Raw genomic sequence first — 25,889 nt, 5'->3', positions numbered from 1 at the left:
ATATTTAAATTATCGACAACCTAAAATTATTCCCGGATACAACGATGTGTTCGGTTGAAGCGGCAATGAAGCCTGTCTTCGTTTTTCAAAGGAGCGTAAGTATGTCCTTTGAAGCGGAGCAGGCTTTTTCTGATTTCTTAACCCTTAGACCAAGACTGAGAGGAGAGCGGCACAGATGACCACTCCAAAAAAATTAGTGCTTATCGGAAACGGAATGGCGGGAGTCCGCGCTATCGAGCATCTGCTGAAGCTTGCTCCGGAAGCCTATGAAATAACGATTTTCGGTGCGGAGCCCCATCCTAATTATAACCGGATTATGCTGTCCTCCGTACTGGCAGGCGGCGCGGATATGAAGGAAATCATTATCAACGACTGGGACTGGTACAAGGACAATCATATTCAGCTGCATACCGGCCATACGGTAACCAGGATCGACACACAGCGCAAAAAAATAATAACGGATAAGGGCTTGGAGACGGATTATGACGCCGTTGTGATCGCCACCGGCTCAAATCCCTTCATGCTGCCGATTCCCGGAGCGGACAAAGAAGGCGTGATCGCGTTCCGGGATATCCGCGACTGTGAAATGATGCTTGATGCTTCCAGGAAGTACAGGAAAGCCGCCGTCATCGGCGGGGGCCTGCTGGGACTGGAAGCCGCCAGAGGCCTGCTGCATCTGGGAATGGATGTATCGGTCATCCATATTCACAAATACCTGATGGAGCGGCAGCTGGATGAGCCGGCCTCGAGAATGCTGCAGCGCGAGCTGGAAGCGCAGGGAATGAAGTTTCTGCTGCACAAGCATTCGGCATCCATTACAGGCAGACGCCGGGTGAAGGAGCTGCAGTTCACGGACGGCAGCAGCGTCGACGCCGATCTGGTTGTCATGGCGGTCGGCATCCGGCCCAACATTGCCCTGGCCAAAGCCTCGGGCATCGAGATCAACCGCGGCATAGTCGTGGATGATTACATGCGGACCAATATCCCCGATGTCTATGCTCTCGGGGAATGCGCGGAGCATAGAGGCATTGCCTACGGTTTAGTTGCGCCTTTGTATGAGCAGGGAGCCGTGCTTGCCAAGCACCTGGCAGGAGTAGAAACCTCGGGATATGCTGGTTCGGTCACATCCACCAAGCTGAAGGTTTCCGGCGTCGACGTATTCTCGGCAGGCCGTTTTGCGGAGACGCCGGGAACTCGGGCGCTGCGGATACAGGATGATTTGGCCGGCACCTACAAGAAGATTGTCATTGAGGACGGCAAGCTCGTTGGCGCGGTATTATTCGGCGACATTGCGGACGGCGCTTCATTATTCGCTTCCATTAAGAAGGGCGAGTCTGTTGCAGGCCGGGAGAAGGAGCTCCTGCTCGGTATTTCTTCGGATATGCTGGGGCAGTCGTCCGGCGGCGGAAGCAGGCTTGCAGACATGGCCGACGACGAAATCGTCTGCGGCTGCAATGGTGTATCCAAGGGAACTATCGCCGCGGCGATTCAAACAAAGGGCTGCAGCACCGTGGGCCAAATCAAAGCCTGCACCAAAGCTTCCGCATCCTGCGGCGGCTGCAAGCCGGAGGTCGAAGGACTGCTGCATCTGTACGCAGGCGACGCTATCGGCGAGCCTGTCAAGGAAGGCATCTGCGGCTGCACCACGCTGAGCCGCGACGAGATCGTTGAGGGAATCAAAACGATGCGGCTCATGAGCGTTAAGGAAGTGATGCATGTGCTGGACTGGGATAACAAGGACGGCTGCTCCAAATGCCGGCCGTCGCTGAACTATTATCTGGGCATGCTCTGGCCTGAGGAATATGTGGATGAGAAGGAATCCCGTTTTACCAATGAGCGTTACCACGCCAACATCCAGAAGGACGGTACGTATTCCGTTGTCCCCCGTATCTATGGAGGCGTTACTTCTCCGGCGGACTTGAAGAAAATCGCCACCGTTGCCGAGAAATATGACGTGCCGATGGTGAAATTCACTGGCGGTCAGCGCCTGGATCTGCTTGGCGTGAAGAAGGAAGATCTTCCGAAGATCTGGGAGGAGCTGGACATGGCATCCGGCCATGCCTACGGCAAGACGCTGCGGACGGTCAAAACCTGCGTCGGCTCGACCTTTTGCCGCTTCGGCACACAGGACGCCATCGGCATGGGCATCCGCCTGGAGAAGGCTTTCGAACGTTTGAATACGCCGGCCAAGGTGAAGCTCGCCGTATCCGGCTGCCCCCGCAACTGCGCCGAAGCGACGATCAAGGATCTAGGGGTTGTGGCGATCGACGGCGGCTGGGAGCTGTATGTCGGCGGCAACGGCGGCGTGAAGGTAAGGGCCTGCGATCTGCTGGGCACCGTGAAGACCGAAGACGAGGTCATGGAATGGACTGGTGCTTACCTGCAGTATTACCGCGAGAATGCCCAGTGGAACGAGCGGACGGCTGCCTGGCTGGAGCGTGTCGGCTTGGCGTCCATCAAGAAAGCGCTGGAGAACAAAGAAGACCGGCTTGCGCTTGTTGCTCGCATCGAGAAGACGCTCAGCCTGACAACCGATCCCTGGAAGGAAATTGTGGAGAACGATCATCTGCGTAAAAATTTCGAGCCGATTTCCAGTGTACAGCCGGTGCAATAAAGGCCCGGTCCCTTATGTAAGCTGAGAGCGTCAGAGGCTTGCTGCCGCTGACGCTCTCTCTGTACGGCCACTGCCCGTTTGACATCAATCACATAAACATTAGGGGAGGTTCATCCATGACTAAGGTGCTGATTGGCCAAGTATCGGATATTGATGAGAGAGGCTCGCGCACGATCAAGGTGGAGGATACTGAAATTGCAGTATTCAAGCTGACGGACGGCAGCGTGCTGGCTGTAGAGAACCGCTGCCCGCACAAGGGCGGATTGCTGTCGGAGGGAATGGTTTGCGGCGCGGTCGTACATTGCCCTCTTCATGATTGGAAAATCGATCTGAACAGCGGATTGGTGAGCGAGCCCGATGATGGCTGCGTCACCACGTACCCGACTGAAATCGATCAAGCGAGCGGAGCCGTTTATATCACGGTTTAGGAGGACAACAGGAATGGCTTACATTAAACCCGCTGAAGTTCTCGAGGCAATGATTGATTCCGGTACAGCCAAAGCAGATTTGACTGTGATGCAAATGCTCATCCGCGGCTTTCTCGGAGGCGCCATACTGGCATTTGCCACGACATTGGCTTATACAGCTACAACTCAAACGTCACTGGGCCTTGTGGGCGCTCTGGTCTTCCCGGTTGGTTTCGTGATTATCGTGCTGCTTGGACTGGAGCTTGTGACAGGCAGCTTCGCGCTCATTCCGCTGGCTGTTATCGAGCGCAGGACAACCTTCCCCCGTATGCTGGCCAACTACGGCTGGGTTATCGCAGGCCATCTGATCGGGTGTGCCGTGTATGCCGCTTTGTACGGCATGTCGGCCACCAGGATGGGGACGGATATTGGCAATCCACTTGTTCAGCTGCTCATTAAAACGAGTGAAGCCAAGACGCTTGGCTATAAAAGCATGGGCGCTCAGGGCATGATTCTGGTGGGGGTAAAAGCGGTCCTCTGCAATTGGATGGTGACGCTCGGCGTGGTGATGGCCATGACCTCCAAGTCCACCATCGGCAAAATCGTGGCGATGTGGCTGCCTGTATTGACCTTCTTCGCGCAGGGCTTTGAGCATGCGGTGGTCAATATGTTCGTCATTCCCGCAGGGATGATGCTGGGCGCCCATGTAAGCATGGCGGATTGGTGGCTATGGAATCAGATCCCGGTGCTGGTCGGCAATCTTGCGGGCGGCGTGCTGTTCACCGGCGTGCTGTTCTATCTGTCGCAAAAGCCCTTCAAGCGTTCATCGTATTCGCCCGTATCAGCCGCCAAGCCCGAAGCGGCGGCTCATAGATCCGCCGAGAGAAGCGGCATATAGCCGACTTTGGACAAAGCCGGATTTCCCAGACCTGCTTTAAGAAGTATTCACGCTTTAAAACAACTAGGGCTGAATTTCCAGGCATCATCCCGGAATTTCAGCCCCTCATTATATGCATCATTGCATTATGAAAAAGCACCTTCGTCTCCACGCATGAATAGTGGCACGAAAGGTGCTTTTCGTCTGTTTATTTGGAGTCGGCTCAATGAGCATTAAATGCCTTTGACCGACCCGCCATCGATTAACAGGGAAACACCCGTTGTATACGAAGAAGCGGCGGAAGCAAGAAAAGCGACCGTCCGGCCGAACTCCTCCACCTGGCCGTCCCTTCCCAGAGGGATGCCTTTATGCGCTTCCTCCGCAACCTGATCGACCGTCTTCCCCGTCTTCTTCGCCTTGTCTTCATCCAGCTCTTTGATCCGATCGGTTGCGATCCTGCCGGGTGACACGGTGTTGACCAAAATATTGTAGGGAGCAAGCTCCAGAGACAAGGTTTTGGCGAGTCCGACAATGCCTGTTCTGAATGTATTGGATAATAGCAGTCCCGGAATCGGCTGTTTGACCGAGGATGAGGCCAGATTGATGATTCTGCCGCTTTTCTGTTCCTTCATATAAGGGAGAACCTCACGGATAAAACGGATGTAGCTGAGCAAATTCAATTCAAACGACTTGTACCACTGCTCATCGGTCAGCGACTCCACACTGCCCGGAGGCGGCCCTCCTGAATTGTTAATCAGGATATCGATCCTGCCGAATCTTTGAACGGCAGCTTCAACGGTACGGGTAATATCCTCGCTTTTGGTAATATCGCATACGAGAAATTCCACCTCTCCCGCAAGTCCCGCCATTTCCTGCTTGGCCTTCTGCAACTCCGCCTCCTTGCGCCCGGTGATCATGACATGTGCCCCTTCACGCGCTAGCTCCACCGCACAAGCTTTTCCCAGCCCTTTGCTGGATGCCGCGACGAGAGCGACTTTGCCGTTTAATCCCAGATCCATCCTGATACGCCTCCTTTGAATACTCCTTATGCAGTATGACTCCCTACATTATAGCCCTATCCGCCTCCACAAATCATTAATACCCGTATTTCGGGCTGGTCCACCATTTGTCAATACTGCATTCTTATGTTAGAATCAACTTACTTAAAATGGAACGGAGGGTTACGTGTGATAGATTTTATCCGGATTTGGTCTTTAGGCGCAGCTGGAATTGAATAGTGCCAAAGGCTCTGCCTGTGTGCAGAGAACTCCGGATAGGTCTGTCTTTTTTTCAAGGTAACCCCTATATACGGCACAAGGAAGGATCTGCCCCGTGCCGCCTGCTGCGGCATACGGCTGGCCGCCGTCATACAGCGTTATACCATACGCTGGGATGATGGCAGCCCTTTGCCCGATATATTCAGAAAAGGCTGCTTGCGAGCGTTGGCTTTTTTTGATCATCGGAGGAGAAGCAAAGGCCGGTCGATGCCGTCTTATCGGCGGCGGGATCCCCTTCCTTGCGCTACCTTGGAAAAAACTTCATAGGTAATGGATGGCGGCATAACTGCCATTCGTGGATATAAGACATTTTTTGTCTCCACGATGAGAGGTCCCCCTTTCACCCTACCCGAAGACCAGTAATCCATCAGGCGGGGAGCTTCGTCTCCCTGTGGGCTTACCGGAGTTCTCTTCCAGTTACTGAAAACACAGGCAGCTTTATGCCTGTGTTTTTATTTTGTTTTCAATTTGGAGGATGATGAAAAATGAAACGATACGAACAAGAAGCCGTCATAATCGGCATCCATTTGCAGAACCAGCCGGATTTTGCAGCGGCCATGGAAGAACTGGGCAGCCTCGCTGCCGCATGCGGGATTGAGGTGGTCGGCGAACTGAGCCAGAAGGCCGCCCGACCGAGCCCCTCCCACTATATGGGAAAAGGCAAGCTGGAGGAGCTGTCCGCTCTGCTTGCCGGGCATGAGAATGCCATCGTCATCTGCAATGATGAGCTGTCGCCCTCCCAGATTCGCAATCTGGAAGCGGCTCTGTCGCGGAGAGTACTTGACCGCACCATGCTCATCCTGGATATTTTCGCGAAACGCGCAAAAACGCGGGAAGCCCAGCTTCAGGTGGAAATCGCCCATCTGCAGTATATGCTTCCGCGCCTCAGCGGAATGCGGGAATCGCTGGGCAGGCAGGGCGGCGGCTCGGGACTCAAAAACAGAGGCTCCGGTGAAACCAAGCTGGAGCTGGACCGCCGGAGCATTGAGGACAGAATTACCGCCCTGCAGCTGGAGCTTGCGAAGCTGGTCGCCCGCCGCAAGACGCAGCGCAAGAAGCGGCAGAAGAACGAGCTTCCTGTCGTCTGTCTGGTCGGTTACACCAATACGGGCAAATCAAGCTTGATGAATGCCCTGCTGGAACGCTACCATCCGCAATCGGATAAACTGGTGCTCGCCCAGAATATGCTGTTTGCTACACTGGAAACGTCCGTAAGGCGCATCGAGCTGCCGGATCACCGGGCTTTCCTGCTGACGGATACAGTAGGCTTCGTCAGCCGCCTTCCCCATCACCTGGTCAAAGCGTTCCGTTCCACACTGGAGGAAGTGGCCGAAGCGGATCTGCTCATTCATGTGGTGGATTATGCGAATCCTTCCTTTCCCGAACAGATTGCCGTTACAGAGGATACATTGAAGGCACTGGAAGCCGATCATATTCCTGTTATTTACGCCTACAACAAGACCGATCTGACCATTGGAGGCACTCCCTACCCCGATCAAAAGGATGCCGTGTACCTCTCCGTGAAACAAAAAAGCGGGATTGACGAGCTCATTGCGCTCATCCGCGGCCATGTGCTGACGGATTATATTCAATGCGAGGTGCTGATCCCTTTCGATCAAGGTCAGGTCGTTTCCTACTTTAATGAGCATGCCTGGGTTCAATCGACGAGCTATGAGGAAGAGGGGACGCGGCTTAAGCTGGAATGCACGACAGCCGACTTTGAGAAATATGGTAGTCCTTTCTTATCCCGATAGCAGGCCGCTTTAGAAGCATCGGCATGCCTGCGCCCTGATCAATAAAACCAGAAGAACGGAGGGTTACGTGTGGTAGACCAATACTTTCGAGTTCGAACCTTGCGCGGCTAATTGAATATGCCAAAGGCTCTGCCTGTGTGCAGAGGACTCGAAAGTGGTCTGCCCTATTTTCAGGTTCTGGGGAAGAAGCATGTCCAGCCGCCAAGGGCGGCGGTTGATGTTTCTTTCCCGGTACGATTAGAGGGAAGGAACCTGTACGCCCTAATAAGGCGGTACAGTGCGCCTTATTAAGGATACGAGCATTGACACGGAAACGATAAAGTTATCGGATTTATGAATTTCATCATTATAAATCTCTGTATTTCTGAGGGAAGAAGCTGCCCTGATGCCGTCCTCTGACGGCTGCGGCAAGCTCTTTACTCGAATTTTAGGGAAATTTATAAGAAGTGGAATGCAATACATTCGATAAAACCCGGAAAGCTGGCATGACCCGCCTTCTTCCCGGCATTATCTTATCCGTTCTCCTCGTAAAAGACCAGAACACGGCAGGCCAGGCGCTGATAGCCTTGCGTTTATTCTGCCGTCATACCTTCGTTTACCGAGAACACAGGCAGCAGTCAGCCTGTGTGTTTTTTTATTTATACGGTAACGGAGGATGACAATGAACAGACGAACCGAAAGACATCCCGGAGTGCTGCGGGAGAAGGCAGTTCCCAAGGCTCACGGGCAGCATTTTCTGCAGGACAAACGGATAATTGGGGAAATGATCGCAGAAGCGAAGATAGGGGCCGGCGATACGGTGGTGGATATCGGAGCCGGAGCCGGAGCCATCACGATACAGCTGGCGGAACAATCCTGCAGAATTCTGGCGGTTGAGAATGACCCCCGGCTTGCACAGATTCTCCGCAGAAGATTACAGAATCACATTCATATAACGGTCATTGAGAAGGACTTCCTGCAAATGCGGCTTCCGCGGGAGCCTTATCAGGTTGTGGCGAATATCCCTTTTTTTCTAACGACCCCCATATTGAAGCTGCTGCTTGATCCGCAGAGCAGCTCCCTGCAAAGAGCCGTGCTTATTATGGATAAAGGGGCAGCCAAGGGATTAACGGCGCAGACGATCCGACATCCGCGGGTTCTGACCTGGAGAATGTGGTATGGGATGGAGCTTGTGAGAATCGTGCCCAGAAGTTATTTCTCGCCGCCGCCAAGCGTAGATTCGGTCATCTTCAGCATTCGGAGGAAACCGGAGCCATGTCTCCACCACCAGCATTGCGGCCGGTTTGCGGCGCTTGCGGAATATGGGCTGAAGCATCCGGAGCGGTCCATTTACGATGCGCTGACCGGTATCTTCACGCCGCCGCAGCTGAAGCATCTGGCCGCGAGACTCGGCGTTGACCGCGGCATGCCGGTATGCCGGTTGAACGAGCGGCAGTGGGCGATCGTATACGATACGATGGTGAAGCATGTGCAGCGGTTTCGCTGGCCCGGAAGAAAGGGTAAAACATTGTGACCTGCTTAGTGTCTTGCCTATTCTCTTTCCAAAGTCTAGAATAGCTGTAGGCAGTCCAGCTGTATGTTTTGTTCGATTACAGAGCCGTTCTTTCATGATAATGTAGGAGGAGATGCACACGATGAAATACAGAAGACTGGGCAAGACAGATTTGCGCGTATCGGTAGTTGGCGTGGGCACATGGCAGTTCGGAGGCGAATGGGGCCGTAACTATGACCAGAATGAAGCTAACTCCATTCTCGACAAAGCAGGCGAGGTCGGAATCAATCTGATCGATACCGCTGAATGCTACGGCGACCATACGTCCGAACGGTTTATCGGTCAATATTTGGCTGATCACCGGCGGGAGGACTGGATTGTCGCGTCAAAATTCGGACATCATTTCAACCGGAATTTCGACCGCGATGACAAATGGTCCGTCGGCGATGTGCTGAAGCAGCTGGAGGAGTCGCTGCGGTCGCTGCAAACCGACTATATCGACCTGTATCAATTCCATTCCGGACCGGATGACAAATTCGATAACGACGAGCTTTGGACGACCTTGGACAAGCAGGTGCAGGCAGGCAAAATCCGCCATCTTGGCATTTCTATAGGCAGCAATAAAAACATTCATCAGACCTCCCGGGCGACCGGGGTCGGATCAAGCGCCATTCAGGTAGTTTACAACCGTCTGGACCGCGCGCCGGAGGAAGAAGTATTCCCTTCCTGCATCCAGCAGGATCTCGGCGTATTGGCCCGCGTCCCGCTCGCAAGCGGCTACCTGAGCGGCAAATACAAGCCGGGAGCCTCGTTTGCAGACAATGACGTGCGCAATCGGCATGATGTCGAGAATCGCGAGCGTCTGCTCCGCGAAGTGGAGGAAATCCGCAAGAATGAGGTTCCCGCCCATGTGAATATGGCATCCTGGGCCCTCGCCTGGTGCCTGGAAAATCCCGCGGTGACGACGGTTATTCCCGGCTGCAAGGATGCTGACCAGGTCATTGCGAATGCGGCTGCCGTTGACTATGTAACGGATGAGCACCCGCAGGCCTGGAAAGCGTAGATCACGAATCTACATCCAGCCTTTCTTAAATTTTGAACAAAGGACCGTCCCTTAAGCCATAAAAATGGTCTAGGGACGGTCTCTTTTGCTAGTTGTCAGCATTCAAGCTGTTTTTCGGGATGATGTCGGATACCTTCCTCCAGCTGCCAAGCACTTCAGAAAACTGATGGATTAACCCTTAAAATGCAATGCTGGATACGATCATAGAATTATCCTGGCCGGTACCCGAGAAACTTTTATGAGCAGTTGAAACGATATATGAAATAGAAAAGGAGCTGCCTATGGGCTGCTCCTTTATTGCTTTGAATTCTCCTCATGAACGTTGGTTATTACAGCCGCCCGGATACTAACTGCAAAACCTCTCTAAGTACCTGCATCCAGCTTCGCGACGGACTTCCTGGAAATCAGCTCGACCGGCAGATTGATTCTGCGGAAAGGACGGTCCTCTTCCTTCTTCTCGATGCGCTCGATCAGCAGCTGGGTCCCGAGATACCCGAATTCGTAAGCTTGCTGGGCCACGACGGTCAGGAACGGGGATATCTGCCAGAAGGGCCCGAGATCGTCGAAGCAGGCGACCGAAATATCCTCCGGCACCCGCAGGCCGCTTTCCTGAATCGCCCGAATCGCTTCGACGGCAAGCACATTATTGCCTGCCATAATGGCTGTGGGACGCGGAGTCAGGCTGTCGAGCCAATCCATTATGCCCGACAGATCCGTCCGGGAGCCGTAGCCGAAGGCCAGATGATAGTTTTCGTGCAAGGGAAGATCATTCAGCTTGTGAGCCTCGATGTAGCCTTGATGCCGCAGGCGCGCGCTGGATATGCTGGGAGAGCCGTTAATAAGCGCGATGTGGCGGTGCCCGTTCTCGATAAAATGCTCAACAATGCGCCTTGCCCCCTCCCGGCTGTCCCCGATCACCGCATCGCTCTCGATTCCGGGCACTTCCCGGTCCAGCAGGACAAAGGGAACCTTGTGGCGCTGAAGCGTCTCCAGGTGGGAAGCAGACTGGTCCCCTGCAGGCGAGAACAAGACCCCGGCGACCCGATTACCGAGAATAATCTCCAGGTACTCGCCCTCTTTCTCAATATTCTCATCGCTGTTTCCAAAAGAAAGGCGGTACCCCTTCTCCTTGGCGGCATCCTCCGCTCCTCTGGAAAGCGTCGTATAGAATGGATTGTTGATGTCCGTAATCAGCAGGAACAGCTGCCGCGTCTGCTGGAGCACAAGACCCCTCGCCATCTGATTCGGCACATAATTGAGCTCTTCCATTACCCGCTTGATCCGGGCTTTCGTCTTCTGGCTGATGCTACCCGTATTGTTAATGACCTTGGAAACGGTCATGGCCGAGACATTGGCTTTCCTGGCTATATCATATATGGTCGTCAAGCTTCTTTACTCCTTTAAGAGGTTGTTCAAAAAATCCACTTTTGATGATGAAGCTATTTCAGGAAGTAACTCACATCGAATTTTGAATTCAGCCGAGAATTCCGGTGCTCACGTAGGTTTTGCCTGCGCTGCGCTCCTCATTCACTAGCTTCTTCCAACCTTCTCGAGCCTGAAAAGCGGACTTTTCGAACTCATATTTTTACGTTAACTATTTTTATCATAACGAAGAAAAGGGTTGACAGCAAGTAAGCTTGTTGCTAATTTAAGGTTATCGGTAACCTTAACGATTTTATTCAAGAGAGGAATGGTTTAATCATGACTTTGGATCACAGATGGAAAGATGGATTCCCTAAAATAGGCATTCGCCCGACGATCGACGGAAGACGCAGAGGGGTTCGCGAATCCCTTGAGGATCAAACCATGAATTTAGCGAAAACGGTTGCAGAGCTGCTCTCGTCCGAGCTCCGTTATCCGAACGGCGAGCCGGTTGAATGTGTCATTGCCGATACCTGCATCGGTGGCGTAGCAGAAGCGGCTGCAGCTGCGGATAAATTCAAAAAAGCCGGTGTAGGGTTATCGATAACCGTTACACCATGCTGGTGTTATGGCACCGAAACGATGGATACTGATCCTTCGCTGCCCAAAGCGGTATGGGGCTTCAACGGAACGGGACGACCGGGAGCCGTCTATCTGGCAGCTGTATTATCCGCCCATGCGCAGAAGGGCCTCCCCGCTTTCGGCATTTACGGGAAAGACGTACAGGACGAAGGCGATTCGGTCATTCCGGAAGACGTGAAGGAAAAATTGATTCGTTTTGCCAAAGCGGGACTTACCGTCGCGAATATCCGCGGAAAATCCTATCTGTCCATGGGCTCGGTATCGATGGGCATCGCCGGCTCCATTGTGGATGACCGCTTCTTCCAGGAATACCTTGGCATGAGAAACGAATATATTGACATGACGGAATTCGTGCGCCGCATCAATGAAGAGATCTATGATAAAGAGGAATTTGCGAAAGCGCTTGCCTGGACCAAAGAGAACTGTATTGAAGGCCCGGACAACAACCCTGAGGCCATCCGCACCTCGCGCGAGCAGAAGGATCAGGACTGGGAAACAGTCGTCAAAATGACGATTATCGCAAGAGACCTGATGATCGGCAATCCGCGGCTTGCAGAGCTTGGCTTTGGCGAGGAAGCCAATGGACATAATGCCCTTGTCTCCGGATTCCAGGGCCAGCGTCAATGGACCGACCATTTCCCTAACGGCGACTTCCTGGAAGCGATCCTGAACAGCTCCTTCGACTGGAACGGCATCCGCTCGCCATTTATGGTCGCTACGGAGAACGACAGCCTGAACGGCGTCAATATGCTGTTTGGCTATCTGCTGACCAATACGGCGCAAATTTTTGCGGATGTCCGCACCTATTGGAGTCCGGACGCCGTCAAACGCGTAACCGGCCATGATCTGGATGGCAAAGCAGCTGGCGGCCTGCTTCACCTGATCAACTCGGGTTCTGCTACGCTTGATGGAACCGGGGAGCAGCAGCGGGACGGCCAGCCTGTCATGAAGCCGCACTGGGAAATCAGCGAGGAAGAAGCGCAGAAGTGTCTGGACGCTACATCCTGGCGGCCGGCGTCGGTTGAATATTTCCGCGGAGGCGGGTATTCCAGCGACTTCCTGACGCGCGGCGGCATGCCGATGACAATGTCGCGGCTTAATCTGGTCAAGGGCCTCGGACCTGTACTGCAAATTGCGGAAGGCTATTCCGTTGATCTGCCTGAAGATGTTCACAAAACATTGGATGACCGTACAGATCCGACATGGCCGACCACCTGGTTTGCGCCGAATCTGACCGGCGAGGGCGCATTCACCAGCGTTTATTCCGTAATGGATCATTGGGGAGCGAACCATGGATCGATCTCGTACGGCCACATCGGCGCCGACCTGCTGACGCTTGCTTCGATGCTGCGCATCCCGGTCAGCATGCACAATGTATCGGGGGATCAGATTTTCCGTCCTCGTACATGGGGCATGTTCGGCACCGAAAGTGTGGAAAGCGCCGATTTCAGAGCGTGTGCAACTTTTGGACCGCTTTATAAATAAGCACGGATAGGGGAATTACGACATGCAGAACATGGAAACACGCAATGAGCTTTGCAAATATGCCGTCAAAACGGTTGTAAACGGACTGGTTGTGGGACCGGGTGGAAATATCAGCGCGCGCGCCGGGGACAAGATGTATTTGTCCCCGAGCGGCTTCGCCATTGAGGAAATCACGCCGGAGCAGTGGGTCGAAGTGGATATTCCGACCGGGGAGATTACAGACAATGGACTTCGTCCGTCCTCCGAGGTGCTGATGCATCTGTTCTGCTACCGCAAGAATCCGGCCATCGGCGCTATTGTGCACACACATCCTTCTTCCTGCATCGCCTTCACCCTGGTGGAGACCGAGCTGCCGATCATGTTCCCCGACCAGGCGGCGCTTGTCGGCAAAACCGCTTATGTTCCTTATGTCCTGCCGACAACGGATCTGCTCGCTGTTGCCGTTGCCGATAAGGTGAACGAGGCCAGCTCGATTCTGCTCGGCAATCATGGACTGGTCACAACCGGACGCAATCTGCGGGAGGCATACTACCGGACGCAGGTCGTCGACGAAAGCGCCAAAATCTACATGAGCGCAAGAGCCGTCGGCCCTCTGAAAGTATTGACGGATGAAGAATTCAAGGAAATTGCCTCGCTTGAGAGCGAGGACTACCGCATCAAGCTGCTTCAGCAGATGAAATAATCATGAATCGGTCAGTTACTCTTGAAGAAGGCGGTGACCTTGTATGAAGAAGCCCCCTGCGGCGTTGGCCTTTGATTTGGGTGCGAGCAGCGGCAGAGCGCTTGTCGGCGAGCTGGTCACCGGGGAGAACGGCCTCCAGCAGCTGCGGATTACGGAGATCCACCGGTTCGTCAATGAACCGGTGGAGGTTGGCCCCCATCTGCACTGGGATATTTTAATGCTCCTGAAGGAGCTCAAAACCGGCATACTCAAAGCCCGCCAGCAGGGCTTTGAGCCGGCAAGCTTCGGAATCGACACATGGGGTGTGGACTTTGGCCTGCTGGACCGCAATGGAGAGCTGCTGGCCAACCCATACCATTACCGCGATCCGCACACGACCGGACTGATTGAAGAAGTATGCGGATTGATCGGGGAAGATAAGCTGTTCCGCGAGAGCGGGCTGCAGCTGATGCCTTTCAATACGATTTACCAGCTGTACGCGATGAAGAAGGCAGGGTCTGTCGCTCTGGAGCATGCAGAGACGCTGCTGCTGACGCCGGATCTGCTGAACTATTTTCTGACCGGACAGAAGGCCTGCGAGTTCACCATGGCCACGACAACCCAGCTGTTCCGGCCGGCTGAGCGTGCGTGGAATACGCCGCTGATGGAGCGTCTAGGCATCCCGTCGGACCTGTTTCTGGACCCTGTTCACCCGGGTGCGGAGATTGGCCGTTTGACGGATGCGATCTGCGAGGAGCTTGGCGTTCCATCCATGCGGGCGATTGCGGTCGGCTCGCATGATACGGAATCTGCCGCGGCGGCTGTTCCGTCCGATTCAGCGTCATTCGCATATCTGATCTGCGGGACATGGTCCCTGCTTGGCACGGAGCTTCCGGACGCCCTGCTCACGCCTGAGGTCAGGGAGCTGGAATTTTCCAACGAAGGCGGAGTCGGCCAGACGTTCCAGCTGCTCAAAAACATTATGGGCCTGTGGATTCTGCAGGAATGCAGGCGCAAATGGATCAAAACAGGCTCGGATATCTCATTCGCGGAGCTGACGAAGGAAGCCGGGAATGCGGAGGCTTTTCGCAGCCTGATCAATCCCGATGATCTTCGCTTCATGAATCCGAAGGACATGGAACTGGAAATCCACCGTTTCTGTCAGGAAACGGATCAGCCTGTCCCCCGGGACAAGGGCGAGACGGCACGCTGTATTCTCGAGAGCCTTGCTTTGCGGTATCACATCGTGCTGGAGCAATGCGAGCGGCTGACCGGCAGGCATTTCTCCGGGCTGCACATGGTTGGCGGCGGCATTCAGAATGAGCTGCTCTGCCAGCTGACTGCCAATGCCATCGGCCGCCCGGTATGGGCAGGTCCGGTCGAAGCCAGCGCCATCGGCAATCTGCTCGTTCAGTTCCAGGCTGGCGGCGAAATCGGGAGCATTGAAGAAGGCAAGGAACTGGTCAAACGATCCTTTCCGCTGCAATCTTACGAGCCGGCCGAGGCCGATAAATGGCAGGAAGCGATCGCAAGATACAACGGACTGGTGAACAAACCGAATGAAATTGCGTAACAATAACGTCCGAACGGCGTTTTTTCTCTGCGCGTGTACGGTCAACCGGGAAACCTGCGGCTCAATTGCGTTCAGATCAGGACACCGACAGACCTTCCATGAATAAGGCTGTCCGCAAACAATAAGGAGCCAGCCGGCCGGGAATGTCCACAACATGCAAAGACGCCTCCATAACCACTGTACAGGTGGAGATGGAGGCGTCTTTTTTGTAAGCTAATCCACATCAGAAGCCCGGCAATTACTCTTAAGCCCTCTTCTCATTTCAACATGACTTCATTTCCCGTTCGCCGCGCTAGCCGCTGACACGTTTGGCAAATAAAAATCGTTCCTTCCACGAATTATCGAACTCCGAAATCGTCACCCCAGGCTCGCCATAGGTCTGGATAATCCGGTTGCCGCCCATATAAATGCCCACATGTCCTACGATACGGTTCGTGTCGAACCGTCCGGGCGTATAGAAGAACATCAAATCCCCCTGCTGCAGCTGGCTGGCCGGCACGGTCTGCCCAACCTCCGACTGTTCCTTTGCCGTTCTTGGCAAATCAATGCCAAAATGGCCGTATACATACTGGACGAAGGAAGAGCAATCGAATTTATGGGTTTCGCTGTAGCTGCTGGAGCCAAAATCGTAAGGCGTGCCCATATATTTTTTGGCATATTCAATTAAATCGCTTTTATTGACCGATACGGAGAAGCTCTTGATCTGCTCCCGCCGCGGGGCAACCTGCTTGAGTGGAATACGGGTGCGGTCGTCAATGGGTGTGATGATGATCTGCGATCCCTTTTCATTCCAATTCACCGGAGTTTCCAGCAATGATGATAACGCCTCTGTCGTGACATACGGCTTGCCATTGAATAATTTGGGAGCCTGCGGCAGCGTGATGATGTTGTCTCCTGAGATAGCTTGTTTGTCATTCACCTTCAGCCAATAGGCAGCATCCGTATTCCCAAGCGCCAGACGGCCGCCCAGTTTATGCACGTCAAGACTCATGGACGTTGCGCTTTCCTTCAAGGGGATCCAGACCAGCCCGCCGGTTTCTCTGTATACAGGAACATGCGTGAAGGTGGAATGATTCGCCACCCGCAGATTGGCTGCCCGGACGGTCAGCCCCGGCGCACTGGCGGTATCCATCCCCAGATGCTCTTTGGCGCAGCCTGTCCCCCACGCGATCAGGATTGTCATGCTGACAGCCAGGGCGGCCCGGTACGACGTTTGTTTGCGAAGCATGCGAGAGAACCACCTTTTCCATTATTTATGGTTTAGGTTCTGCTGCATGGGTGGAAATTATGCGAATCGGGGCCGGTTGATAGCCGAGTAATTGGGACTTTAATATCCGTCAATCCTGAATAACCGTCAGCAGCTGCTCCAGGGGCGTTCTGGGCTTGGGACGGGGGATCTTGTCAAAATAGCCCAGATGCAGCGTGCCTATGATTCTTTCCTCCGGCATGAGGCCGACAGCTTTATGAAATTGGGGATCCCAATTGTATTCATTCGTTTTCCAGACGACACCGACTTCCCGCTCCCATGCCAGCAGCTGGATGTTCTGGATAAGCGCAGCCGCGGCTGAAAATGCGTCTTCCCAGTATTTTTGCCGGGGATCGGCTTTAATGACAACCAGCAGATGAGCCTGCATCAGATGGCAGTATTGCTTCTTGGCCCATTCTCCGTATTGGTCAGGGCGCAACCGGCCAGGAGGGCATATACCAGCTGTAAAATCGTCTGCTCCGTGCTTTGACCTGACATTACATTCAACATATGTGTAATCGAGAACAGGATGCTGGAGGTGATGGCCGCCGCCCGCACACATTTGTTCAGCAAGGTCTTCAGAATCAGCCCCCGGTAAACGGCCTCCTCCACGAACCCTACCAACAAGGTGAAAAAGATAAAGAAGAATACATCGTCTGCCGTCGCGGCCTTGAAGCCTTTGAGACTGATCACAATCAGCGCAAGGACAAGCAGTAAATAATAAATCCAATTACGTTTCGGGATAGGGAAGCGGCGGGAAACAACCATCCATAAAGAAAGGACGTGACCCGACCAGCACATGGCTGTCGGCATCCCGTCCCTATTCTTTGAATATTGACCTTTAAACATCTATGGCTTTACCGGCACGCCTCCCGTCTTACCGCTTGATCAGGGAGTACAAGCTCCGCAGCCTTGCCATCGTAGCGCACCTCTACCGTGCCTCCGGGGACAGCGATGCGCAGATGAAACGGCTTCATACCCGGAGGCAGCTGCGGCTCGAACGAAACCTCTCCCCATCCCGGCCGCGCCGGCTTCAGACCGATGATATCCTCGATGACCACGGGAATCGGAGCGCTGCCCCAGGCATGGCACAGACTGGTATTCCACTTCTGGTCCTTGCCCCAGGCCTCGAAGCAGCTGGTTGCTCCCTCACGAAGCATCTGGCTCCAGGAATGCTCGTCATCCCCGGTAATCAGCTCATAGATCAAAGGGTATTCTCTCACGCCGGCCAGCGCCTTCAGTACAAAATAGGCCATATAGACGCCGCAGCTGAACCGTTTGCGGCGGATTTCGGCAACGAGCGCAGTCACTGCTTCCTCTGGCGCCAGTCCGAACAGCAGAGGGAACACAACCGCATGCAGCGAGCTGTGCCCGCTGTTCACTGCATCCGCGAACAGCTTGCTCTCCGGCCGGTAGAAAGCTGCGAGAAACGCGGTTTTGAATGCCGGGAGCGAGTCCTCATAATCCATCTGCAGCTCATCCTTGATCTCCTGCACCGTCTTCATGCAGACGTAATAGAGCGCGTTGATCACATTATGGCAGCCGTCTCCTACCGGACGCGTCAACGGAAAGTCGTAGCCATCCCGCAGATTATCCGGCCAATCGACGAGGTTCCATTTGTCCCTGACATCGGCCAGCAGACCGTCCGCACGGCGGTACCTCCGGAAATATTCGACGATGCCTTCGGCATAAGGAAGCATCTCCCGTAAGAATTCGGCATCTCCTGTATACCGGTAATAGGTGAGCAGCTGCATCGGCCATTGGCAGGAGAAGTCTGCGATTTCCTGCATGAAGTTCCCCGGCGCCACCGCCATCATACCCGGACATACCGCCGTGCTTAAGGCAAAGTCGCGAAGCGCCTTCCGGACCAGACGCGAATCGCCGCTCACATACAGATGCGCATGGCCGATAATGGTATTGTCCCCGAGATACTGTCCTTTCTCCCGGCTCGGACAATCCACATAAGATTCCTGAGCGCAGTTGCGGACGGCCCGGCCGCAAATATCCCAGATGCCGCTTAACAAGCGGTCCTCCGAGCGGAAGCTGCCGCTCTGCGCGTCTTTCAGCGGATAATGGCGCACGACAGCCGCGAACGTCTGCTCGTCCAGAGCCCCGTCCGGCCCGATGACCTCCACATAGCGGAACGCTTTATATTCGAAAGGCTCCAGCTCGTCCTCGTGCCCGGACAAGGTCCATTGTTCCCGGTAATTGCAGTTGCAGCGCATTTCATAACGTACATGCCCCTCATCATCCTGTTCTTCTCCGCAGCGTATTTCAACGACGGTTCCTGCTTCACCGCGGGCCCTCATCGTGAATTGGCCGGTAATCTCCTCTCCGAAGTCTATCAGATAATGATCATCCCCGATCCGCTGCACCCGGGCTGGATTCTTCCGGTATACCTCCACGGGAGGCGTAGGCTGCTCGAAGAGCATGTAACCGGTATGCTCCAGCCCGAGCGCGGCTGGCGTCAGCCAGCCGGAATCGTCATAACTCGCCGCGCGCCAGCCATGGAAGGCAAGGCGGCTGTCGATATGCTCGATATATTGGGTGTCGTAGCCGGTCGTGGCTGCGTCCCCGGCGCCATATTCCATCGTGCGCGCACAGCGCCAGCTTTCGTCCGTTTCCGCAAGCGGCTCTGGTTCGCCCGCCGTCGTCAGCTCGGCAATCAATCCCTGCCGCAAATCCCCGCTGTTGTAGGCCCGGTTCACCAGCCCCTGGTAATATACATGGACGGCGATGACATTGCGTCCGGCCACCATGTAAGGAGTGACATCCAGCCGGTTGTAATGATAATGGAACGGATATCCCTGGGCCGGACCCTGCGCGACAAATATTCCATTGATATAAAGTTTGTAATAATCATCCGCGCTGATATCCAGCCGCAGCTTCTCCAGTTGCTCCGCTGCCAGGTCAATCTCTTTGCGGAACAGGGTATGATGATGCTTCAGCTCCGGAGGGTGCACGCTTCCAGGCTGTGGATCTCCCTCCTTGTGCAGCAGCCCGATCGGGGCCATGCCTTGAAACTCCGGATGCCGGATCCAGCGCGCCTGCCAATGTTTATCCATGTATGCCTCCTACCGGCCTTTCAGTTCCGACGCTGCGCTTCTGCGGTATTCGCCCGGCGTCAGGCCCATTAATTTTTTGAATACCCGGTTAAAGGAAAAGTAATGCAGATACCCCACCCGTCCCGCGATATCCTGGATGGAATCAACGGTCGTCTGCAGCAGCTCCTTCGCCCGCAAAATCCGGATGCGGGCCAAATAGTCGACGAAATTCTCGCCGATTTCCTCCTTGAACAGACGGCTCAAATTGCTCTGATGGATGCCGTATTCGGAGCTGAGCAGACCCAGAGATAAATCAGGACTGTGATAATGAGCTTCGATGTAAGCTTTGACATTGCGAATCAGTTCCTGATTTTGCTTGCCGGGACGGAGTTGCTCAAACCGTGTCGCGGCCTCGTCCAGCAGAGCTTCAAGCCGCTCCCGGACGTCCTCCAGCGTGTCAAAGTCCTTCAGCACGCCGCTCAGCTCCGGGGTCACCCGATCCCACGCCTCTTTGTAAGGCGCGGGGAGGTCCCATACCTCCTTGGAGATATGAAAAATCATGTATTGCAGCAGATTAACCATATCCTGGCGCAAAAACAGCCGGCTTTGCATATGATCCACCAGCTCGGCAAACTTGATCTTCCAGTCTGCATCTCTCAGCTTGAAAGAATCTGCAATGCTGCGGATCAGCTGCAAATAAACAAACGAATCCAGTTGAAAACCGCGCTCAGTATCGCTATAAGCGATGATCCGGTTCATACCCACAGAGGATTTATAGGTCAATGCCTCCTCGGCTTCATCGAAGGAGCGCGGAACATCTCCCAGCTCCTCCACAACTGACCCGATCCCGATTGTCACCGTATACTCCAGATTATCCTGAATCCAAAGCCGGATTCTGTCGCACAAGACGGCAACCTCCGAGCGGAGTCCAGGCTCTGGCTCTTCCGTGCGGAACAGCACGGTCAGCCGCTCGTTCTCCAGCCATTCCGACCAAACGGCTACTCGCATCTCGGCAGCCGTTTCCTTCACGACGCTTGAGATGACGAACTTGATCAGATTCTGATCCTGATAGCTGTACGCTCCGCAGAAGCCGGGATATTTATCGATATCCAGAATGCCGATCCCAAGCTCCCGGAAACCGGCCGTCATTCCGAATTTTCCGGTCTCTTCTTCCCAGGCAGAAGCGTCGATTCTCCGTTCCCCGCCAACCAGCTCGATGAAGAAGGTTTTTCTGCGGTAAACCAGATTCTCATGATGAACATCGGTGTACAAATTCGCCATTTCCAGCAGATGATCGAATGCCGTCTCGAAGAACTGCGGCTGCCCGCTGGCCATCACCGCCAGCTCCTTCGATCTGGATTTGGAGTAGGACTTGATGCGCCGGACTATGGCGTCAAGCGGCGAGGTATAACGCCGGGTAACGAACACGATCCCGAACGTTCCGAGCAGAATCACCGCAAAGCCGAGCGCAATCCAGCCATAGAAGAAATTCAGGATTACCCCGTATGCCGACCCTCCGATCAGGCCGGTCCGCACCTCCCACATCATGTAGGAGGATTTCACCAAAGACATACCCTGCAGGTTGTCGTTGACCGAACCGACAATCGCCCGGCCCGCAGCATCATATACCGCCGTGGAGCCGACATTCTGAGTTGCCATCTCATCCACCATGCCCCGGATTCCACTGACCGAGACATTGATGACGAGAAACCCCCGGCTCTCGTACTGCAGAGGCACCTTGCGGACCAGCGAGACAACCGAAGTGAGGGGATCGAAGCTGAAAAGCCTGTAATCGCGCACTCCCGTCCATGTATAGGGAGCTTCTCCGCCTGCCAGCTCCTCCGCGAACTCGTGATCGCCGAAGTTGTCGCTGGACATGATCGCATTGGAGGTCAGTACCCGGCGGTCCGAGTCCCGGTACAGATAGATGGAGTGGATTAGCGGATAGCTGACTCCCATGGTTTTAAACTTGTTCGCCAGCCGACTGTTGAGCAGGTATTCGCTTTCGCCAGTGTCGTCTTTGCGGAACAGGAATGCCTGGATATCGGGATCGGTATCGAGTTCCCTGTAGAATACCCGGTCGATATTCTGCAGGGCAGACTCCAGCGCCTGCATGACATATTTGGCATAGCTGTCGTTCGCTTTGGCCGTTTGCTGGCGCGACATCTGGCTGACGGTCATGAAGAATACGAAGATCAGGAAGAAAACGACCAGGTAAAATATCGGCAAATACGTGGACAGCAGCCGTTGAAACCACGATTTTGTTTTCATCGGCATCCCCCTTCCTTCCGAGCCAATCTCGGGTAAAGGCGAAGATCCGACCGGCATCGCGTCATACGCAGCCGGTAGGGAAGGTCCTTCATTCCATTAAAATTTCATATCGTAAAGATCTTTGGTGAATACCCAACTGTCTTTATTGGCCGCATACCAGTCGGCATACCACTTCTCCAGCTTCTCGCCGTCGGACTTTTTCCATAGCGATTTCGCATCGGCGGCGGCCTGCTCCACCGTATAGCCTTTGCCGCTGACAACCGCCTTGTTCCACAGGTCGGTTACCGGCTGGTTCACGTTGTTGGCGATGAACAGCATGTCTGCGGGCAGACCCGGCATATAACCGTCCATCGTAATCGCCGGTATAGGCTGATCTTTGGAGATGTAGAGACTGTAGGCTTTTTTCATCATGTCATAAACATCCTTGTCCAGCGGCTTGGACTGGTCGAGATCCTCCAGATATTTGGTAAATTCGTTGATCAGGTGCTGCGATCCGACCATCCGGAAATCGCCCAGCCAGCTGATCTCCTTGTCATATTTATCTTTGTCGAGGGTGACTTCCTTGCCGTTCTCCATTTTGTAATGAACGCCCTCGAGGCCGTACTTCATCGTTTTGACTGTGGATGCGCTGCTCAGAAAATCAACAAGCTGTATCACCCCCTCGGGGGAAGCCGTTTTGGCATTCACAACGCCGGACATTTGTATCGGCGCATTGAAGCCGGGGCTGAACTGGCCGTATTTGCTGCGCGGAACGGCGATAACCGTCAGTCTGGCATCGGGATTATTGCTTTTGAGCGTCTGATACTGGGTATAAATCAGATGCACGTTACCCGTCGCTCCGTAGATCCCGGTCTTGCCCTGGAGGAAATCCTGCTCCGATTTCTTGCCGACATTGTCCGTCAGATAATCCTTGTCGACGAGTCCTTCTTCGAACATCCTCTTCTTGTAGGAAGCTGCCGCTTCGGCCCGCTCCCAGTCCCTCACCAGACTGCCGTCATTGATAACCCAGGAAACATTCTGGAACATGGTGTCGACCCAGCCGCCGCCGGCGCCGCTCAGATTGGCACCGAACGTATCCGCTTTTCCGTTGCCATCCGGATCCTTGGCAGAAAACGCTTTCATTATCTCGAAAGCTTCTTCATCGGTCTCCGGCACCTTCAGACCCAGCTTGTCCAGCCAGTCCTGGCGGATGAACAGAAAGTTGCCGGGAATGTAGCCAAGCACCCGCCCGATTCCATAAAGCTTGCCGTCCGGCTTCGTTCCGAGCGTCCGAAGCAGCGGATATTGCTCCAGCAGCTGCTTGTAGTCCGTGCTGTATTGATCGATAAGATCATCGAGCGGCATAATCTGCTTCTGTGTGTACAACTGGTTGAGGAAGTTCGTGTCGTATTCCAGTATCAGGTCTGGCGCCTGGCCTGCGGCCAGCAGCGTGTTGAATTTCTTGACGGAGTCGGATCTGGGCACCGGAATGAACTTCACGTTGACCCCCGAGTTTTCGTTGACCCACTTGGTCCACAGATTATTATCCACCGTACCGATATCCTGCGGGATATTGCCGCGGTCATACATCGATACGGTAATCGACGGTTTCGATTTCCCGGCCCCGCCGGTTTCGCCCAAGGCGGAAGATGTAGGCTCATCCCTGGAGCAGCCGGATAGGATGACCGTCAAAGCAAGCAGACCCGACAATGTGCAGCCTGCCGTTTTTCTCATATAACCTTTCATGAGACACTCTCCCTATTCAATGAATTCTCCTGTTAAACGGTTTTATCCTTTAATAGCCCCGATTAAAATCCCTTTGATGAAATACCTTTGCAGGAAAGGATAAAGGATCAGCATCGGCACAATCATGACCACAACTCCGGCCGATTTGATGGACTCCGGCGTAATCGAAGCGAAATCCTCCGGAGACATGGTGCCGATCTCCTGAAGCAGCGACTGACTTTGAATCATCTGCTGGACGAGCACGGCGAGATTGAATTTTTCCGGCGAATTGATGAACATCATGACATTGAAGAAGGAGTTCCAATGGCCGACGCCATAGAACAGGCCGAGCGCCACAATGACAGGCAGCGACAGGGGAAGGAATACCCGAAACAGCAGCCTCCACTCCCCGCAGCCGTCGATTCGCGCCGCCTCAACCAGTTCCTCGGGAATCCCCATGAAGAAGGTGCGCATGACAAGCATATTGTATACGCTGACCAGACCCGGCAGCCAGAGCGCCCCGTAGGTATTGATCAGTCCCAGCGACTTGACCAGCAGATAACCAGGGATCAAACCGCCGGAAAACAGCATGGTGAAGACGATAGCCAGGGTGAAGAAACGTCTGCCGTACATATAACCCCGCGACAGCGGGTATGCGCATAGCAGCGTAAACAGCAGATTCAGGAACGTGCCGACCAGCGTAATCTGCATGCTGTTTCCGAGTGCTTTCACAATCTGGGTACCGTTCACCAGCTTGTCGTAGGCGACAGCCGTAAAGCCGACCGGCCACAGCGATACCAGCCCCGACACAATCGCATCCTGGTTGCTGAACGACAGGGCAAGCAGATGCACCATCGGCAGAATGCAGCTCAGGGCAAACAACGACAGAATAATGGCATTCAGTGAATAAAATAGTTTCTCTCCTCGTGAATCTCTCATCCATGTCCCACCTGCCTTACCATAATCCTTGATTGTAGCGCCGGGCGACCCAGTTCGTTACCAGCACCAGCGTCAGCCCAATGAGTGATTCGAACAGGCCAAGAGCCGTCGCCAGGCTGAATTGCCCCCCGTTGATTCCGGATTTGTAGCTCCAGGTGGAGATAACCTCCGATATGCTGGATACGACCGAGTTCTGGAGCACGTACACCTGATCAAAGCCGACCTCCATCACACCGCCGATCGTCAGGATCAGCTGGATCACGATGGTCGGGATGATCGAAGGAAGCGAAATATGCCAGATATGCCGCCATTTACCGGCACCATCCATACTTGCCGCCTCATACAGGGACGTATCGATGGCCGCGAGCGCCGCCAGATAAATAATCGCTCCCCAGCCGGCCCCCTTCCAGATACCGGCCCCGACGAAGATTGAGATCCAGGAGCCTTCATTGTACAGGAAGGCGTAGGGTTCGCCGAACAGCGCCTCCACCACCGTGTTGACGATGCCCGTCTGCTGGGAGAAAATCGTAATCACGATCTGCCCCACGATAACCCAGTTCAGAAAGTGCGGGAGAAAGACCGCGGTCTGTACCGTTTTCTTGAACCACAGCTTACGGGCCTCATGAATGAGCAGCGCCGTCAGAATGGGAAACGGGAAGCCGACGACGATTTGCAGAAGACTGAGGATAAACGTATTGCGCAGGATGTTCTGCATATTCGGATTGGAGAACAGCAGCTTGAAATGGTCCAGTCCCACCCAGGGACTTCCCCATATCCCGTCGGTGAAATTATAGTCTTTGAAGGCGATCACGAGCCCGAGCATCGGGATATACCTGAATACGAGAAAGTACGCGATGATCGGGATAAACATCACGAATAAAGGGATGTTTATGAGAAGACGTTTTCGGTCGAACAGTCTTCGGCGGTCTTTCGCTCGCCTCCGGGCCAGTGTATTTTCCATTTTTCGTTACCGCCTTTATGCAAATCTCTTTCGGCTGCAGCCAACTCCCATGCTAAAGCAGGCGGGGAATGCCCACAAGCCACAACTTTTTTAGAACACACATCTTTTGTAGGGCCCAGTCAGGACGCGCCTCCCGGGCCCTACACACATATCCTGGCGGAGTATACCCGGCTTGTCGGCCATGCAGCTAACGTCAACTAACTTCTTAGCTGTGATCCTGCACGCAAAAAGGAGCGCCCCCGACAGGAAGACGCTCTTTTTTGAAAACAGTGATATCCGGATCCGTCGACATCAGTTACTCATGCATTTGAATATTCTTCAAACATGACTATCCATTACGAATCTTCAATAGTGGCGCATACCGATTTCACCCCTGAAGAAACAGCATTGATAAATTCACATATTTCAAGAAGAAATAAAGACAGATGAGTAATTTGGATTCTATTGCGTGTCGGGCAGATCTTTGCGAGTATCTGCAAGGATCTGCTTCGTCAATATTCTGATTTTCTCTGCCCTC

The 25,889-nt window shown here is 54.0% G+C and carries 19 protein-coding genes; 9 read left to right on the top strand and 10 right to left on the bottom strand.

The genetic code is table 11. The features are described from left to right. Positions 1-175: 175 nt before the first annotated feature. From nirB to AC0YOB_RS16110, 3 genes are all read left to right on the top strand, one after another. Positions 176-2,614: a nitrite reductase large subunit NirB gene (gene nirB, locus AC0YOB_RS16120; RefSeq protein WP_475793646.1), complete on the top strand. Its 2,439-nt coding sequence runs from the start codon at positions 176-178 to the stop codon at positions 2,612-2,614. Between the two features lie 116 nt (positions 2,615-2,730). Continuing rightward, on the top strand, positions 2,731-3,042 hold the full coding sequence (nirD, locus tag AC0YOB_RS16115) for a nitrite reductase small subunit NirD (RefSeq protein WP_475787480.1): 312 nt from the start codon (positions 2,731-2,733) through the stop codon (positions 3,040-3,042). Positions 3,043-3,055: 13 nt separating this feature from the next. Beyond that, a complete protein-coding gene (locus tag AC0YOB_RS16110) occupies positions 3,056-3,919 on the top strand; it encodes a formate/nitrite transporter family protein (protein WP_475793645.1) in 864 nt (287 codons plus the stop codon). 212 nt (positions 3,920-4,131) lie between these two features. Here AC0YOB_RS16110 and AC0YOB_RS16105 read toward each other — a convergent pair whose 3' ends face one another. After that, positions 4,132-4,917 carry an SDR family oxidoreductase gene (locus AC0YOB_RS16105; protein ID WP_475793644.1) on the bottom strand — a complete coding sequence of 262 codons (786 nt, stop codon included), beginning with the start codon at positions 4,915-4,917 and terminating at the stop codon, positions 4,132-4,134. A 743-nt stretch (positions 4,918-5,660) separates the two neighbouring features. Between AC0YOB_RS16105 and hflX the strand changes: the two genes are divergently transcribed. The 3 genes from hflX to AC0YOB_RS16090 all read left to right on the top strand — a co-directional run bounded on the left by hflX (position 5,661) and on the right by AC0YOB_RS16090 (position 9,484). Next, the gene (hflX, locus tag AC0YOB_RS16100) at positions 5,661-6,929 is read left to right on the top strand and encodes a GTPase HflX (RefSeq protein ID WP_475793643.1); all 1,269 of its coding nucleotides are present in this window, start codon (positions 5,661-5,663) and stop codon (positions 6,927-6,929) included. A 661-nt stretch (positions 6,930-7,590) separates the two neighbouring features. Next, positions 7,591-8,442, top strand: coding sequence for a 23S ribosomal RNA methyltransferase Erm (erm, locus tag AC0YOB_RS16095; RefSeq protein WP_475793642.1), 852 nt, complete (start codon positions 7,591-7,593; stop codon positions 8,440-8,442). Positions 8,443-8,563: 121 nt separating this feature from the next. After that, on the top strand, positions 8,564-9,484 hold the full coding sequence (locus AC0YOB_RS16090; RefSeq protein WP_475793641.1) for an aldo/keto reductase: 921 nt from the start codon (positions 8,564-8,566) through the stop codon (positions 9,482-9,484). Between the two features lie 363 nt (positions 9,485-9,847). Here the strand turns inward: AC0YOB_RS16090 and AC0YOB_RS16085 are convergent, their stop codons facing one another. After that, complete coding sequence (locus tag AC0YOB_RS16085) at positions 9,848-10,870, bottom strand: LacI family DNA-binding transcriptional regulator (protein ID WP_475793640.1); 1,023 nt, start codon at positions 10,868-10,870, stop codon at positions 9,848-9,850. A 315-nt stretch (positions 10,871-11,185) separates the two neighbouring features. Here AC0YOB_RS16085 and AC0YOB_RS16080 point away from each other — a divergent pair, with 315 nt between their 5' ends. The 3 genes from AC0YOB_RS16080 to AC0YOB_RS16070 are packed head-to-tail and all read left to right on the top strand — an operon-like array spanning position 11,186 to position 15,207. Further along, complete coding sequence (locus AC0YOB_RS16080; protein WP_475793639.1) at positions 11,186-12,973, top strand: L-fucose isomerase; 1,788 nt, start codon at positions 11,186-11,188, stop codon at positions 12,971-12,973. A 22-nt stretch (positions 12,974-12,995) separates the two neighbouring features. Continuing rightward, the gene (locus AC0YOB_RS16075) at positions 12,996-13,655 is read left to right on the top strand and encodes a class II aldolase/adducin family protein (RefSeq protein WP_210045018.1); all 660 of its coding nucleotides are present in this window, start codon (positions 12,996-12,998) and stop codon (positions 13,653-13,655) included. Positions 13,656-13,698: 43 nt separating this feature from the next. Further along, a complete protein-coding gene (locus AC0YOB_RS16070; RefSeq protein WP_475793638.1) occupies positions 13,699-15,207 on the top strand; it encodes a rhamnulokinase in 1,509 nt (502 codons plus the stop codon). Positions 15,208-15,499: 292 nt separating this feature from the next. On the opposite strand, the gene AC0YOB_RS16065 is transcribed toward AC0YOB_RS16070, so the two are convergent. From AC0YOB_RS16065 to AC0YOB_RS16030, 8 genes are all read right to left on the bottom strand, one after another. Then, positions 15,500-16,435, bottom strand: a complete 936-nt coding sequence (locus AC0YOB_RS16065) for a C40 family peptidase (protein ID WP_475793637.1) — start codon at positions 16,433-16,435, stop codon at positions 15,500-15,502. Between the two features lie 109 nt (positions 16,436-16,544). Then, on the bottom strand, positions 16,545-16,841 hold the full coding sequence (locus tag AC0YOB_RS16060) for a nitroreductase family protein (RefSeq protein ID WP_475793636.1): 297 nt from the start codon (positions 16,839-16,841) through the stop codon (positions 16,545-16,547). Further along, positions 16,841-17,266: a lysostaphin resistance A-like protein gene (locus tag AC0YOB_RS16055; RefSeq protein WP_475793635.1), complete on the bottom strand. Its 426-nt coding sequence runs from the start codon at positions 17,264-17,266 to the stop codon at positions 16,841-16,843. Before AC0YOB_RS16055 ends, AC0YOB_RS16060 begins: the two co-directional genes overlap by 1 nt. 44 nt (positions 17,267-17,310) lie before the next feature. Beyond that, the gene (locus tag AC0YOB_RS16050) at positions 17,311-19,518 is read right to left on the bottom strand and encodes a family 78 glycoside hydrolase catalytic domain (RefSeq protein WP_475793634.1); all 2,208 of its coding nucleotides are present in this window, start codon (positions 19,516-19,518) and stop codon (positions 17,311-17,313) included. A gap of 9 nt (positions 19,519-19,527) precedes the next feature. Then, positions 19,528-21,768, bottom strand: a complete 2,241-nt coding sequence (locus AC0YOB_RS16045; protein ID WP_475793633.1) for a helix-turn-helix domain-containing protein — start codon at positions 21,766-21,768, stop codon at positions 19,528-19,530. Positions 21,769-21,864: 96 nt separating this feature from the next. After that, positions 21,865-23,493: an extracellular solute-binding protein gene (locus AC0YOB_RS16040; RefSeq protein ID WP_475793632.1), complete on the bottom strand. Its 1,629-nt coding sequence runs from the start codon at positions 23,491-23,493 to the stop codon at positions 21,865-21,867. A 42-nt stretch (positions 23,494-23,535) separates the two neighbouring features. Continuing rightward, positions 23,536-24,411 (bottom strand): carbohydrate ABC transporter permease, encoded by an 876-nt coding sequence (locus AC0YOB_RS16035; protein ID WP_475793631.1) that lies wholly within the window; start codon positions 24,409-24,411, stop codon positions 23,536-23,538. 16 nt (positions 24,412-24,427) lie between these two features. Then, the gene (locus AC0YOB_RS16030) at positions 24,428-25,372 is read right to left on the bottom strand and encodes an ABC transporter permease (RefSeq protein WP_475793630.1); all 945 of its coding nucleotides are present in this window, start codon (positions 25,370-25,372) and stop codon (positions 24,428-24,430) included. Positions 25,373-25,889: the final 517 nt, after the last annotated feature.

Source organism: Paenibacillus sp. JT31N17 (assembly GCF_056269255.1).
This window is presented reverse-complemented; position numbering and strand designations above follow the sequence as displayed.